Genomic DNA, 15,286 nt, shown 5'->3' with positions numbered 1-15,286 from the left:
ATTCATCAATAATTATTAATTAGAAAATGTTTGTGTTCCCATATACTTACCGTTTCCGTGGATTACTCCAATACCAACTTTAGTATAGGAAGTATTCATCATATTGGCTCTATGACCTGGTGAATTCCACCATTGATTGAATAATTCAACTGGGTCATAAGTATTATAAGCAATATTTTCTCCTGATGTAGTATATTTATATCCTATTGTTTGTAACCGGTTTGTCCACTTAGTTCCATCTGGATTTGTGTGACTAAAAAAGTTATTTTGTATCATATTATCACTCTTATATCTTGCTACTTGTACTAATGTATTATCCATAGTAAGTGGCTTAAGACCAGCTTCTGTTCTTTTTGCATTCATTAATTCAAGGATCTTTTGCTCGTCAGAGTCTTGTACATTTATTGAATAATTTGTTGGAAGTGTAGCTAACCCCTGTACATAAACTGAATTTTCACTTGTAGAAGTATTATTAGTAGCAGTGTTACTTTTTAAATTATCTGTGCTTGTAATATTATTTGGAATAACCAAACCTGTATTTAAGAAATTATTTGCAATTGTATTGTAATAATTATTTATATTTGAATCAAAAGTTGCTGCAGATACTCCTATTGATGAGAAACTACCAATTGTTGTAGCTACAATAGCTGCTGTTACCATTCTTCTTAAAGATTTCTTCATCATAAGTTTTTCTCCTTTTATATGTTTTATTTGCCTACTTGAATTTTATATGAATAATAAATATTTTTTTAAATGTTTGCTTTATTCAAGTGAGGTCATGTCTCTATATTAACATCTTTTCGACAACATTCAACACATAATTTTCTTGATTAAGTCTTTTAAATGAAATAGGCGCTAAATCTCTTGAGTATGTTCTTGTATAGTACTTTATGCACCATGATATTAGAAAACACCTTGCAGAGCAAGGGATAGTCCCCAATAATATTTTGAAATGATTAATAATAGTTAATGTTATTTATCAAACTTAGAGAACTTGAAATCATGAGCCTGTTTAAAGTTAAATGAATAGTTAAGAGCAATCTATGAAAAAATAGAATCAAAATCTATTTGCAATATAGAGAAAAATTTAGTGAGGATAAATATTTATGAAAAAATTTATATGTATGGTCCTTGGAATGTTATTAGTCTGTATTTTCATATTACCTATTTCTTGTTATAATGCAGAAACTATTAATACAAGAAAAGATAATAATTGTAAAGTGTATGATTTACAGCAGAATGCTTTTAAATATTATCAAGTTGAGCATAAAGGAGCTCTAGGAATTCCAATTTCATGTTCATGTTCAGAATCTGAGGCAGGAGATATTAGAAAATATATAGTAGAGCCTAAATACTTTGAATCAATTAATGGCAATAAGGTCGAAATAACTATTTCACAAGTTGATGTTACTGGTACAGCTGATAACTTTAATTCAATTTTGAAAGACAATAAGTATATAAAGGATATAAAGCTAGATAAACTTGATAATAATACAGTAAAAGTTCATATTGAGACAGCTAGAAAAATAGATATTAGATCGATCCAGTAAAAAGAAGATATTCTCAATTAGGAGATAATAAATATGAATTTACAACCTTTATAGATGTTATTTTTGAAGAAAAAGTTAAAGATAATTCTAAAATAATAATTATTGATCCCGGTCATGGAGGTTCAGAGCTTGGAACGACAGCTAATTTTACTTATGAGAAGCAGTTAAATTTAGATATATCTAAAAGAGTAAAAGAAAATCTTGAAAAAGCAGGATATCGTGTATATATAACCAGAGATGATGATGTTAATGTAGGATTATTGGAGAGAACAGATCCAGCAAATCTTTTAAATGCAGATTTATTTTTTTCAATACACAATAATTCACTTCCACTAGATGTTAGTATGCAATGTGTTCATATGTTTAGAGGAACTACGGTGCTATATAATTCAACTGCACCAAAACCAGGAAGAGAATTTGCTACTATACTTATGAGGGAAGTATCCAGCACTATAAAAACTAATACCTATCCACTTCAGGATAGACCAAATCTTGCAGTTTTATCGTCAGCATGGTGCCCAGCAGTGCTTATGGAAAGTACTGTTCAGAGTGATGATGGTGATACAAAGATGATGATGCACAGAATTAATAGTCAGAAAGTTGCAGATGCATCACTTAGAGCTGTAGATAAATATTTTAATAAAGAAACTTAAGGAGGGTGGATAAATGAGATCAACAAAGGTTATTAATAAAATTTTTTTAGTTACTACTATTGTAGCAGTAATTTTTATATCATGTGTCATTAGTACAAAAGCTGATACATCGGGAACAGATTTAGCACATACAGATTTTGGCACTGTTTCAGGATTATCAGTTGAAAAGCAAAACCCCTATGTTGAATATGCAGGAGTTGACCATTATCCAGTTATAAGTGGTGATACAGTTAAAATTAATACGATCTCAAGGTATGACGGAGCTTATTCAGATTATGGTAACTATGATCCAGTGCAATATAGAGTTTTTATAGCTAAGGAAGATGATAAAAGATACACAGAATTAACTAATGGATATTCAAATCCAATGCCTGCATACAAGGAGTTTATTATAGAAGATAGTCATCCACTAACAGAAGGTAATTACAAAGTTATGATTTTTGTAAAGAAAGCTTCATCTAATGGAATAGATCAAAACTCATATGGAGCTTATGACAAAATATATAATTTTAACTTTACCTGCTATAACAATTCAAATGTTCCTAAAAATAATGATACAAAGGTTTCTAATTCATCAGGTAATATTGTAAATAATGGAATTGCTGTTGAAGATGATGATTATATATATTATATAAACAGAGTTGGAGATGTTTACGGAGCAGCTCCTGATTATTTATATAAAATGAAGAAAAATGACTCTCCTAGGAAGGATTGGTGCGACTTAAGTTATAATACAAAAGTAATTCCCAATAGAGTATGGAATCTTAATCTTGTAGATGGCTGGATTTATTATAGCAATTGGAAAGATCCTTTTCACCATAGTATAAATAAAATTAAAAAAGATGGAACAGAAGACACATGTATAGCCAATGAGCCAACAGGTAATATGTTTGTAGAGGGAAATTGGATATATTATGTTAAAAGAACTAACTCATATTCAATTGATTTAAATAATATATATAAGCTATCATTAGATGGTTCTTGCAGAATAAAGCTTAATTCTACTGCTACAGAAGATATGACTGTAAGTAATGAATGGATTTATTACACCAATATATCTGATGGATATAAAATCTACAGAATGAAATTAGATGGTAGTGAGAATACGAAAATTTGTGAGGATGAAACTTTATTCATGACTGTACTGGAAGATACTGTATTCTATAGTAATAAGTCAGATAACCTTAAGTTATATAAAATAAATGGAGATGGGACTGGGAAAGCAAAATTATCTAATAACAAAGCTACATTTATAAATGCAAGTCATGATTATGTTTATTATGTAAATTATTCTGACAATGAAAAGCTTTATAAAATTCCAGTTAGTGGAGGCAAATCTAAAAAAATTACTAATGAGTATGGAACTAATATAACGATTCTAAAGGATAAAATATTTTTTAATGGCATGTTTTACAAAAGATGATATTATATTAGAAAATTTCTTACCATATAAAGATGTAATAGGAAGATAAAAGATTGAGTTCAAGGGATTTTCACTAACTATATGGTGGTTAATGATATCCTTGGGGGTTAAAGGACAAAAAGAAGAGTAGTTTTGATAATGTAAATAAAATTATCAAAGCTACTCATTTTTTATATATCAATTTAAAGTTGTTTAATAATCACTTCAAGCTCTTCAGATAATTCTCTTGCTCGTTCAAAATCAGTATTTCGAAGTGCAACTGCTATGTTCATTTCTACAGCTTTTTTCTTTTGTTCAATTTCTAAATAGTTTTTATCAAAGTATTTTGCATAAATCATCTTTTTGAATTTTTTAATATTCATTTTTCTAATTGTTTTATCTTCAATAAGTAAAACATAATCAACACAATTTATTATAGAATAGTAATCATGGGACACCATTAAAATTGCACCATTATATCTTTCTATAGCTTTTTCAAGAGCCATTTGTGAATAGGTGTCTAAATGGCTTGTTGGTTCATCTAAAAGCAGCATGTTTGCTCTGCTTGCAGAAATTTTAGCTAATTGAAGTATATTTTTTTCGCCACCAGATAAAGATCCAATCTTTTGGTCAACTAATTCTTCATCAAAATCATAGTTTGAAAGATATGATTTTGCATCATCATAAGTTTCAAAGCCTGCTTCTAAAAATTCTTCTAATATTGTATTAGAATCATTTAATATTTCTCCTTGAAGCTGAGATAAATAAGCTACTTCAATGTCAGGAGCTATTTCTATAGCTGGATGATTATTTTTGAAGATGTCTTTAAGTAAAGTTGTTTTACCAGTACCATTTAACCCTATGATAGCTACTTTGTCGTTAGAATTAATCTCAAAGTTAACATTTTCTAAAAGTACATCATCAAAACTAGCACTGTAATTACTCACTTTTAAAGCTATTTTTTCTTCCACCTTATTAGCAGTAGCTAAACGGATATAAGGTTGCTTAATTTCTACAAATGGCATTTTTATTCTACGAGCTTCTAATCTTTCTTGAAATTTCATTCTAGCTTTCAGATATCTTCCAGCAGCAGTTTCACCAGTAACTTCTGCTCTATCTCTTAGTCTTTTGATAATGCGTTCGTTTCTTTCAATTTCTTCATCATCAGCAATAGAAAGTTCTTGCAATTCAATTTTACTTTGAAGTAATGAGAAGTTATAATCGATATAACTTCCATCGAATTCTTGAAGCTCATAATTTTCCAAGTGTATAATTTTATTAAAACAATGATTTAATAAAAATCTGTTGTGAGTTATAACAAGCATTATTCCTTTGTAAGAATTAATTAGATTTCTAAGAGCATTAAGATTTTCAAAATCTAAAAATACATCAGGTTCATCCATAATCATTACGTTCGGTCTACTTAGCATTTCTTTAATCACTTGAATAAGCTTAAATTCTCCACCGCTAAGTTCAGATATTAGAGAATCTTTAAGGTTATTTAGATTTGCCAGATTTAATTTCTTATTAAGGTCACTTTCGAAATCATCTCCAAAGGTTGCATCAAGTGTATCTAAGGCTTCTTGATACTTTTCAAGTAAAGTTTCAATGTCAGAAGATGTTTCCATTTCAGCACAAAGACAAGTTATTTCATCTTGAAGCTTAGTATAATCTCCACATAGATACTCAAAAACTGTAGTTTCTTCTGCATTGTCTAGTTTAGAAAATTGACTTACATATCCAATCTTACAATTTGGTGCTATCTCTAGGTCGCCATCAAACATATAGTTATCAGGATTCATAATTATATCTATCAGTGTACTTTTTCCACTACCACTTGAACCTATAAAAGCACAATGTTGGTCTTCTTCTAAGGTAAAAGAAATATTATTATAGAGATTTTTTTGTGGAAAGGAGTAGGATAAGTTATTAATTTTTATCATATTATTAGTACCTCGCTTTATAATTCTTAGGTATTTCTTAAGTAACAATGACTGAACTTAATATTAATAAGTTCAGTCATTGTTATCCACTTACATGTGAAATTTTTATTGAGTTGATCTTCCACATTGCAATAACATTCTGCCTATAACTTTTTTGGGTTTAGCATTATTTCGTTTTTATTTCTTTTCATCTATTAACTTTTTGATCATCTCTATATTTTTATTATTCATATATTTCTCCAAATTTAAACTAACTACCTAAAAGTATTAAGTTATTACCTTAATGTGTTTATAGGATTAAGCTAAATATTATAATCATTTATATTGTATTTTTGCAATTTTACACTTGATTGTATCACAAATTCAGAAGTTAATAAACTTATTTTATAATAGAATAAGAAACATATTATTGTGTATCATAGATAATCCAAATTAAACTTACTTAAGCTAAATTTATTTTTTATTATGAGAATAATTCTCAAAAAATTGCAAATAATAAAGAAAAATATGGTATAATCTTGTTACAATGACAAAAGAAATAAATCAGGCTGGAATTATGCAGCTGGTTTTATTTTTAGAAGTGGAGGAAACTATATGGAATTTAAAATCAATAGTATAAAATATGATGAAGCTGATTTGGTTATGCTACCAATCTATAGTGAAGATGAATCTTTACAGGATGAGAAGCTTAATACAATATATAAGCACTTTAAAGGTAGTAATAAATTTAAAGGTAAAGCTGGAGAAATATGTTCAACCATAAACACAACTGAAAGCGGAGTTCAAGATATATTATTTATTGGACTTGGTGGAAAAGATGAATTAACTACAGAAATTATAAGAACTTCTTTTGGAAAGGCAATAAAAAAAGCTATTTCATTAAAGGATAAGAAGATAGCTTTAAAGATCATAGGTAGTGAAAAGCTATCAATTGAAGAAATTATAAAAGCTATAACAGAAGGAATTGGCTTTGGAGAATATAAATTTGATAAATATAAATCAGAAAATAATGAGAATTTGGAAATTGAGGTCAGCCTTTCCACAGAAGATAATGAAGATATAAATTTAATAAAAGAATTTATGGATGAAGCTGTTCTACTTGTTGAAACAACTAAATTAGCAAGGGATTTAGTAAATGAGCCTGCTAATGTATTATATCCAGAGACTCTTGCAGAGGCTGTTATAAATTCTGGCAGTAAATATGGCTTTGAAGTTGAAGTATTTGATGAAGCTAAAATTAATGAACTTGGAATGGAAGCTTTTTTATCAGTAGCTAAAGGTTCAGAACTTCCACCTAAATTTATTGTAATGAGATATTTTGGAGATAAATCTGGAAAAGACAGTATTTTAGGTCTTGTTGGAAAAGGACTTACTTATGATTCAGGCGGATATTCAATAAAGCCAACAAGTGGAATGGATACAATGAAATCTGATATGGGAGGAGCAGCAACAATTATTGGAGCAATAAGTGCTATTGCAAAGAAAAAGTTAAAGATAAATGTTATAGGTGTAATTGCTGCCTGTGAAAATTTAATATCTGGAAGAGCTTATAAACCTGGAGATATAATTGGTTCTATGGCTGGTAAATATATTGAAGTTTTAAATACAGATGCAGAAGGAAGACTTACTCTTATAGATGCAGTACATTATATAATTGAAAAGGAAAAAGTTAATAAGGTTATTGATGTAGCTACTTTAACAGGTGCTGCTTTAGTTGCACTTGGACTTACTACTACAGCAGTAGTAGGCAATGATGATGAGCTTTATGCTAAATTAGAAGATGCATCTTTCAAAGCAGATGAAAAAGTGTGGAGATTACCAACTTTTGATGAGTATAAAAAGCTTATTAAATCTGATATAGCAGATTTGAAAAATACTGGAGGAAGGTATGCTGGTACGATTACTGCTGGATTATTTATAGGTGAATTTGTTCAAAATAAACCTTGGCTGCATTTAGATATTGCAGGAACATCATGGACTGAAAAGGATGAAGGTTATTATTCTAAAGGTGGAACAGGAGTTGGTGTAAGGACTCTTTACTATTTGGCCAAAGCAGAGACTATAAAATAATAATAGGATTAATATAATATAAGTTTCAAATTAGAGACCTGAAAATAAGTAAAATCAAAAGTTATTTTCAGATCTCTAATTTTTATTTCACAATGTTAACAGTTCCTTCTTTATTTCATAGTTTTGGTTTTACTCCAAAGGCGATGATGAAACCTAGTGAAAATTCTATGGTAGTTTAAGGCTTTGTAATAGAAACAATCAATAATTCTAATATATAATTATGCTTAGAGCTTTATGGGAAGTTGAAAAATTCATATTCTATGATAAAGAATAAGAAGGTATTATTTATATTTATTTATATTATGGTAAAATAGATTAAGAAGAATATAAGATAAGTAAAGCTTTTTGACAATCTATTAAATTTTATATAATAATGAAGGTAATTAGGTTACAAAGGATTAACTAATAAAAACAACCTATGTAGAAGATTTTTTATCAACAAGTTTATATAAGAATTCAATAAGCTAAAGGAGTAAAAAGAAATATGTTACAAAGTATAATAGATAATTATAGCCAATTTTTTTCATTATCAAATTTTGAAGGGGCATTCACAGTATCTGGTATATCAACTATATTATTATTGCTATTATTAGAGGGGCTACTTTCAGCGGATAATGCTTTAGTTCTGGCAATGATGGTCAAGCATTTGCCTCCCAAAGAACAAAAGAAAGCACTTACCTATGGAATTTGGGGTGCATATATTTTTAGATTTTTAGTTATAGGAATTGGTACCTATTTAATTAAATTTGCATGGATAAAAGCTCTAGGAGCTATTTACTTAATATATATGGCTTATAAAGGTTTATTTAACAGCGGTGAAGAAAGTAATGGTAGTGTGTCTAAGGCAGCAAGTAAGGGATTATGGGCTACAGTTATAAGCGTAGAAGCAATGGATATAGTATTTAGCATAGATTCAGTTGCAGCAGCACTTGCATTAAGTGACAAAGTTTGGGTATTATTTTTAGGAGCAGTTTTTGGAATCCTAATGATGAGAGGTGTAGCACAAGTATTTGTTTCTTTAATACAAAGAGTACCAGAACTTGAGAAGACGGCTTATATATTAATAGCCTTAATAGGATTAAATTTAGGTGGTACTATATTTGGTATTGAAATACCAGAAGCATTGTTTTTTGGAGTATTAATTGTGGTATTTTTAGGAACATTTGTAGTTAGTAACTTTAATAAAAAGAAAGAAAAAACAGCTACATATATTGAAAGTGAGATAAATGAATAGACAACTATGTAAATATAAGTAAAAAAATCTATAACAATATTCTTAAAATATTGTTATAGATTTTTTTCTTAATTTTAAGATTAAAAATTGTGGTAATTAAAAATTACCATCTTTAAATTTTTTAGGAGTTACTCCAGTAAATTTCTTGAAAATTTTTGTGAAATGACTTTGATCATGAAAGCCAAGCCATTCAGAAATATCTAGTATAGAGTGATTTGTTGATAGAAATAAATGTTTTGCTTCTTCAATTTTTTTTGAATTAATATACTGCGTTAAAGTTAAACCAACTTCTTTATGAAATAGAGAAGAAAGATATTTACTATTTAAACCTACAAATTCAGCCAGTTCAGAGAGGGAAATATCTTGATATAAATGATTTGAAATATAATTTTGGCAGCTAACTATAGGTTTTGCGTATTTATTTTTTTTAGCTTTTAATACATTATCAGCAAAATCACAAAACATTTGGTTTTCTAAATTATTCAATGAATTCAATTCAGATAAATGTTCAACATTTTGTATATAGGAATCACTTAAGGAATAAGCAAATTCAGAATCTAAACCACCATCAATAGCAGCACGTGTAGCTATAGTAACTAAACAAATTAATAAATTTTTTTTATTTCTTAGTGGATTATCTGAAAGAACTCCGAATTCTCCATCTGGTGGCAAAGAAAGCTGTTCTAGTAACTTTTGTTTATTACCTTGACGTATAGAATCCACAATATTTTTCTCTCGTTTTTGACTGTGATGGAAAAAGAAATTCTGACGATTTTGAGAAAGAATGTTTCTACTATCATTTTCAATTTTAGAAATTACATTTTCTAAGGAGGTATTTTTTTCTTTTACTATTGATGGATCTAATTCTTTATTGTAAATTGAATAATAAAGAAGCAAACTAGCGCTTATTAAACGTGAATAATCTATTGATTGAATGGAGTTATAGTAATTTATTAAGTCTTTTTTTAAGTTAAGAGGAATGTTGTTTTCTAATATTATTTTATTAATAGTCTCAGCTGTAATAGGTGAACAAGTTGATGGCCCTATTACAAAACTTCCCAGAAAAACATCATCTTTTATTAAATTTACAGCAAAATAAATTTCATCATATTTAGTAGATTTTATTATAGGAAAATCATATGCACTACAGTCTTTAAATAAAGCAATAAAAAATTCTTTTTTATCTGGAAGTATAGGATTAATAGCATTTTCGTAAGATAAAGAATATATAATTTCATTGTTGTTATCTAAAAAGTATGTAGGAATTTTTAAGACTTCAAAAATAAGTTTACATATATATTTAATTTTATCGTTTATAGAATTAGTATCATTTTCAAATAACATAAAAACCTCGTTTTTCATTTTTTATATATTACAGTTAATAATATGTAGGAGTAGAGTATGCTAGTTAGTAAATCTTTGACCAGGTAATTATGGAATAACTACTTAAGAATTTTAAGGCTCCATATAAATATTAATTATTATATTTTATATGAAATTTGTCATAAAAAAAAGGATTATATACAAAAAACATATCGAAATATATGTTAAATTAAAATGAAAAAGTTATCAAAGGATTTATAGTAGAACGAGGAGTGTTTTTATGGAATTTTTAGTTTTTGATGTAGGTGGAACTGCTATAAAATATTCAATTATGAATGAAAGAGCAGAGATTATTGAAAAAAGTTCAACACCGACACCTATGGATAGTATAGAAAATTTTATAAAGGTTATAGGTGAAATTTTCGATAATTATAAGGATAGAATAACAGGAATGGCTATGAGTATGCCAGGGCGTATAGATAGTGACCGAGGATATTTATTTACTGGTGGAAGTTTAGAATATAATACTGATAAAGATATTGTTTCGATTCTTCAAAAACGTTGTCCAGTGCCAATAACAATAGAAAATGACGGGAAATGCGCTGCCTTAGCAGAGGCTTGGCTTGGTAGTCTTAAGGAATGTGATGATGGAATAGTTGTTATATTAGGTACTGGAGTCGGGGGAGGAATAATAAAAGATAAAAAACTGCATAAAGGTAAGAATTTTATTGCAGGTGAATTCAGCTTTATTTTCACTAACAACGCAGCTTTTGAAAGTGAATATTCTCATATATGGGCAGGCCAGGCTGGAGTAGCTGGATTATGCCTACCTGTTGCTAAAGCAAAGAACTTAGGAATAGAAGAGGTGAATGGATTAAAAGTTTTTGAATACGCAAACAATGGTGATGAAGAAGTGCTTAATATACTAGATGATTATTGCCATAGATTAGTATTGCAGCTTTTTAATTTACAATACATTTATGACCCAGAGAAGATAGCAATTGGTGGAGGTATTAGTAAACAAGAGCTTTTACTTAAATGTATTAGAGATAATGTTGAAAAACACTACAATAGTCTTAAACCACCATTTATGCCTATAAAACCAGAAGTAGTAACTTGCAAGTTTTATAATGATTCAAATTTAATTGGAGCATTATATAATTATTTAACAAAATATAAAATATAAGAATTAAAGAAAAAATATAGAGAATAATTTTTATGATAGGTGTATAAGTTTGCGAACTGGTCTAAGGAAAACCGATTCGCATTCGCTCACTGGGTACTCACAGAGTAAGCGACCATCATCAAATCATAGATTTGGGTTCTCTACTTAGGAGGTATGATTATGTCAATTAAGTTTCCAGAAGGATTTTTATGGGGAGGAGCAACAGCTGCTAACCAATTTGAAGGTGCATATAACGAAGATGGTAAAGGGTTATCTACACAAGATATAATGCCAAAAGGTATAATGGGGCCAATAACTGATGAACCAACAGAAGATAATATGAAGCTTATAGGTATTGATTTTTATCACAGATATAAAGAAGATATAAAATTATTTGCTGAAATGGGATTTAAGACTTTTAGATTATCTATTGCATGGTCAAGAATATTCCCAAATGGTGATGATAAAGAACCAAATGAAAAGGGCTTACAATTCTATGACAATGTTTTTGATGAATTAGCTAAGTATGGAATTGAACCTTTAGTTACAATTTCACACTATGAAACTCCACTTGCTCTTGCTAAAAATTATGATGGATGGGCTAATAGAAAGCTAGTTGGATTTTTTGAAAACTATGTGAGAACAATTTTTACAAGATATAAAGATAAGGTAAAATATTGGCTTACATTTAATGAAATTAACTCAGCACTTCATGCTCCTTATATGAGTGCTGGTATATGGACACCAAAAGAAAAATTAAGTAAACAGGATTTATATCAAGCAATGCATCATGAATTAGTTGCAAGTGCTTTAGCAGTTAAAATTGGACATGAAATAAATCCAGAATTTAAAATTGGATGTATGATTCTTGGAGTACCAAATTATCCATTAACTCCAATGCCAAGGGATGTGCTTAAGACAATGGAGAAGGATAGAGAAAATCTTTTCTTTGCTGACATTCATGCAAGAGGAGAATATCCTAGATACATGAACAGATTCTTTAAAGAAAATAACATAGAAATAAAAATGGAACCTGGTGATAAGGAAATATTAAAACATACAGTAGATTTTATTTCATTTAGTTATTATGTAAGTGCATGTGCAACAGCAGATCCAGAGAAGAATAAAACAGGAGCTGGAAATCTTATCTTTGGAGTACCAAATCCATATTTAAAAGCTTCAGAATGGGGATGGCAAATAGATCCAGAAGGTTTAAGATATATCCTTAACTTCTTATATGATAGATATCAAAAACCATTATTCATAGTTGAAAATGGACTAGGTGCAGTAGATGAGTTAATTACTGATGAAAATGGCAATAAAACTGTAAATGATGATTATAGAATTAGTTATTTAAATGATCATTTAGTTCAAGTTGCAGAAGCTATTGAAGATGGTGTTGAACTTATGGGTTACACTACATGGGGCTGCATAGATTTAGTAAGTGCATCAACTGCTGAACTTAAAAAGAGATATGGTTTCATATATGTAGATAGACATGATGATGGATCAGGAACTTTAGATAGATATAAGAAAAAGAGCTTTAACTGGTATAAAGAAGTCATTGCTACTAATGGAGCAAGTTTAAAAAATAATTAAATTAAAAAATTATAAAAAGTGCTACAGTTTTGTGGCACTTTTTTAATTTTGCATTTAGTATCAAGATATTAAAAAAATTAAAAAAAGTATTGACTTGAAGTTAACTCCAAGGTGTATAGTTGTGTTATTAAATGAGCTTAAGTTAAAAGTATTTAATCTTAAGAAATTAATAGAAAAAGAAATAGTTATATTTATAAAAATTAATTTAGATAGAATTGCTTATTAAGGAGGAAAATAATTTGAAGTATGATTTTGATACTGTTATTAATAGAAGAAATACAAATAGTGTTAAGTGGGACACTACGCAAGAAAATATTATTCCAATGTGGATAGCTGATATGGATTTTAAAACAGCTGAGCCAATAATTAAAGCTTTGGAAAAGAGAGTACAGCATGGAATTTTTGGGTATGCGTCAATTCCCAATGAGTATTATGAAGCAGAAGCTAAATGGTGGGAGAAAAGGTATGGTTTTAAAATAAAAAAAGAGTGGATTGAGGTTACTACAGGAGTTATACCATCACTTTCAGCTGTTGTCCAAGCTTTTACGGAAATTGGAGATAAAGTTTTAATTCAATCACCAGTATATAACTACTTTAATACATCTATAAAAAATAATAAATGTGAGGTAGTGTTAAATGAATTAAAGTACAACGAAAGTTATTATGAAATTGATTTTGAAGATTTCGAGAAAAAAGCCTCAGATGAAAAGGTGAAAATTTTTATTTTATGTAATCCTCACAATCCTGTTGGAAGAGTTTGGAGTAAAAATGAACTTGAAAGATTAGGTGAAATATGTTTAAAGCATAATGTATTAGTGTTAATTGATGAAATTCACAGAGATTTAGTATATAAGGGAAATAAGCATATTCCTTTTGCATCAATAAGTGAAAGTTTTTTAATGAACTCTATAACATGTACTGCGCCTAGTAAAACTTTTAATATTGCAGGTCTTAAAGCTTCAAATATAATTGTAGCAAATGAAGAGTATAGAAAAAAGGTAAATCGATCATTAAATATCAATGAAACAATTGAGCCTAATGTTTTTGGAATAGAAGCTTTGATTGCCGCTTACAATGAAGGCGAAGAATGGCTAGATCAATTGGTAGATTATCTAGAAGGAAACAGGGATTATTTAATTTCCTTTATAAATGAAAGAATTCCAAAATTAAATGTAATTAAACCTGAGGCTACATATTTAATTTGGATTGATTGCAAAAGTTTTGAAATAAGTTCAAGTGAGCTTTGTGAAAAAATTCTTGATAAAGGAAATCTAAGATTAAATGATGGAAGAAACTATGGTGAAGCTGGAGAAGGGTTCATCAGAATAAATATAGCATGTCCTAGAGAAGTATTAGTTGAGGGATTAGAAAGATTAGAGAAAGTTTTAATGGAAATTTAATTCCTCGTTTGACAGTGTAGATAATATAAAGAAGGAAGGAAAAATTAATGAAACTAATCAAACAACAATTATTAAAAGGTGAAAGAGCTTTATTTAATAGCAAAGATCTAGAAATCTCTTATTCTACATTTGCTGATGGAGAATCTCCTTTAAAGGAAAGTCAAAATATAAATATAGATCACACAATGTTTAAATGGAAATATCCATTATGGTACTGTAAAAACATTGTAGTAGAGGATAGCATACTTTTTGAAATGGCTCGCTCAGGAATTTGGTATACTAATAATATTTCCATAAGAAACACTATCATTGAAGCACCAAAAACATTTAGGCGTGCAAAGGGGATTACTTTAGAGAAGGTTAATATGCCAAATGCCGATGAAACTTTGTGGAATTGTAGTGATATTTCTATGAAAAATGTAACAGCTAAGGGCGATTATTTTGGTATGAACAGTAATGATATTAATATTGATGGATTTGAATTAGTAGGAAATTATTCTTTCGATGGAGGAAAAAATATTGAAATTCATAATGCAAAAATGCTTTCAAAAGATGCATTTTGGAATTGCGAAAATGTAACGGTATATGATTCGTTTATTTCTGGAGAATACCTAGGATGGAACTCAAAAAATTTAACTTTTGTAAATTGTACTATTGAGAGTTTACAAGGACTGTGCTATATAGATAATCTTGTAATGAAAAATTGTCAACTACTAAACACTACCCTTGCATTTGAATATTCAACAGTGGATGTACATATTAATGGTACTATTGATAGCGTCATGAATCCAGCTGGTGGGATAATTAGAGTAGATGGAATTGATGAATTAATCATGGATAAAACTAAAATTGATACTGAGAAAACAAAAATCATACTTGAAGAAGAGAAATGTGCTATATAACTTTTATTATTAGGGAACTCGAAAGGGTGAATTTAAAGATTATAT

General features: G+C 28.8%; 12 protein-coding genes. 9 read left to right on the top strand and 3 right to left on the bottom strand.

Going from position 1 to position 15,286, the window contains the following annotated elements:
- Positions 1–15: 15 nt before the first annotated feature.
- Positions 16–684, bottom strand: a complete 669-nt coding sequence (locus GXK56_RS08170; protein WP_160686971.1) for a CAP domain-containing protein — start codon at positions 682–684, stop codon at positions 16–18.
- Positions 685–1,106: 422 nt separating this feature from the next.
- Between GXK56_RS08170 and GXK56_RS28105 the strand changes: the two genes are divergently transcribed.
- From GXK56_RS28105 to GXK56_RS08160, 3 genes are read left to right on the top strand one after another with little or no spacing between them, the layout of a single operon-like run.
- Positions 1,107–1,550 carry a hypothetical protein gene (locus GXK56_RS28105; protein ID WP_243156054.1) on the top strand — a complete coding sequence of 148 codons (444 nt, stop codon included), beginning with the start codon at positions 1,107–1,109 and terminating at the stop codon, positions 1,548–1,550.
- Positions 1,538–2,203, top strand: coding sequence for an N-acetylmuramoyl-L-alanine amidase (locus GXK56_RS28100; RefSeq protein WP_347707947.1), 666 nt, complete (start codon positions 1,538–1,540; stop codon positions 2,201–2,203). The genes GXK56_RS28105 and GXK56_RS28100 overlap by 13 nt, the downstream gene beginning before the upstream one ends.
- Before the next feature lie 13 nt (positions 2,204–2,216).
- Positions 2,217–3,626 carry a DUF5050 domain-containing protein gene (locus tag GXK56_RS08160; RefSeq protein WP_160686970.1) on the top strand — a complete coding sequence of 470 codons (1,410 nt, stop codon included), beginning with the start codon at positions 2,217–2,219 and terminating at the stop codon, positions 3,624–3,626.
- Between the two features lie 182 nt (positions 3,627–3,808).
- Here the strand turns inward: GXK56_RS08160 and GXK56_RS08155 are convergent, their stop codons facing one another.
- Entirely contained in the window at positions 3,809–5,548 is a 1,740-nt protein-coding gene (locus GXK56_RS08155; RefSeq protein WP_160686969.1) for an ATP-binding cassette domain-containing protein, read from the bottom strand.
- Between the two features lie 594 nt (positions 5,549–6,142).
- Between GXK56_RS08155 and GXK56_RS08150 the strand changes: the two genes are divergently transcribed.
- Positions 6,143–7,618 (top strand): leucyl aminopeptidase, encoded by a 1,476-nt coding sequence (locus tag GXK56_RS08150; RefSeq protein ID WP_160686968.1) that lies wholly within the window; start codon positions 6,143–6,145, stop codon positions 7,616–7,618.
- Between the two features lie 484 nt (positions 7,619–8,102).
- Positions 8,103–8,852 (top strand): TerC family protein, encoded by a 750-nt coding sequence (locus GXK56_RS08145; protein WP_160686967.1) that lies wholly within the window; start codon positions 8,103–8,105, stop codon positions 8,850–8,852.
- A 96-nt stretch (positions 8,853–8,948) separates the two neighbouring features.
- Here GXK56_RS08145 and GXK56_RS08140 read toward each other — a convergent pair whose 3' ends face one another.
- Positions 8,949–10,196, bottom strand: coding sequence for a helix-turn-helix domain-containing protein (locus GXK56_RS08140; protein WP_160686966.1), 1,248 nt, complete (start codon positions 10,194–10,196; stop codon positions 8,949–8,951).
- Positions 10,197–10,455: 259 nt separating this feature from the next.
- On the opposite strand from GXK56_RS08140, the gene GXK56_RS08135 reads away from it, so the two are divergent.
- The 4 genes from GXK56_RS08135 to GXK56_RS08120 all read left to right on the top strand — a co-directional run bounded on the left by GXK56_RS08135 (position 10,456) and on the right by GXK56_RS08120 (position 15,241).
- The gene (locus tag GXK56_RS08135) at positions 10,456–11,361 is read left to right on the top strand and encodes an ROK family protein (protein WP_160686965.1); all 906 of its coding nucleotides are present in this window, start codon (positions 10,456–10,458) and stop codon (positions 11,359–11,361) included.
- 159 nt (positions 11,362–11,520) lie between these two features.
- Positions 11,521–12,939, top strand: coding sequence for a glycoside hydrolase family 1 protein (locus GXK56_RS08130; protein ID WP_160686964.1), 1,419 nt, complete (start codon positions 11,521–11,523; stop codon positions 12,937–12,939).
- A gap of 239 nt (positions 12,940–13,178) precedes the next feature.
- Positions 13,179–14,339, top strand: coding sequence for a MalY/PatB family protein (locus GXK56_RS08125; protein ID WP_160686963.1), 1,161 nt, complete (start codon positions 13,179–13,181; stop codon positions 14,337–14,339).
- 47 nt (positions 14,340–14,386) lie between these two features.
- A complete protein-coding gene (locus tag GXK56_RS08120) occupies positions 14,387–15,241 on the top strand; it encodes a DUF3737 family protein (protein ID WP_160686962.1) in 855 nt (284 codons plus the stop codon).
- Positions 15,242–15,286: the final 45 nt, after the last annotated feature.

Origin of the sequence: Clostridium sp. C2-6-12 (assembly GCF_009928485.1) — a bacterium.
Classification (GTDB): Bacteria; Bacillota; Clostridia; order Clostridiales; family Clostridiaceae; genus Clostridium.
This window is presented reverse-complemented; position numbering and strand designations above follow the sequence as displayed.

Bases quoted from the DNA above. Each gene is read 5' to 3' on its own strand.
- GXK56_RS08120 (WP_160686962.1), top strand. From the start codon at position 14,387: ATGAAACTAATCAAACAACAATTATTAAAAGGTGAAAGAGCTTTATTT.
- GXK56_RS08150 (WP_160686968.1), top strand. From the start codon at position 6,143: ATGGAATTTAAAATCAATAGTATAAAATATGATGAAGCTGATTTGGTT.
- GXK56_RS28105 (WP_243156054.1), top strand. From the start codon at position 1,107: ATGAAAAAATTTATATGTATGGTCCTTGGAATGTTATTAGTCTGTATT.
- GXK56_RS08160 (WP_160686970.1), top strand. From the start codon at position 2,217: ATGAGATCAACAAAGGTTATTAATAAAATTTTTTTAGTTACTACTATT.
- GXK56_RS08155 (WP_160686969.1), bottom strand. From the start codon at position 5,548: ATGATAAAAATTAATAACTTATCCTACTCCTTTCCACAAAAAAATCTC.
- GXK56_RS08135 (WP_160686965.1), top strand. From the start codon at position 10,456: ATGGAATTTTTAGTTTTTGATGTAGGTGGAACTGCTATAAAATATTCA.
- GXK56_RS08170 (WP_160686971.1), bottom strand. From the start codon at position 684: ATGATGAAGAAATCTTTAAGAAGAATGGTAACAGCAGCTATTGTAGCT.
- GXK56_RS08145 (WP_160686967.1), top strand. From the start codon at position 8,103: ATGTTACAAAGTATAATAGATAATTATAGCCAATTTTTTTCATTATCA.
- GXK56_RS08130 (WP_160686964.1), top strand. From the start codon at position 11,521: ATGTCAATTAAGTTTCCAGAAGGATTTTTATGGGGAGGAGCAACAGCT.
- GXK56_RS08140 (WP_160686966.1), bottom strand. From the start codon at position 10,196: ATGTTATTTGAAAATGATACTAATTCTATAAACGATAAAATTAAATAT.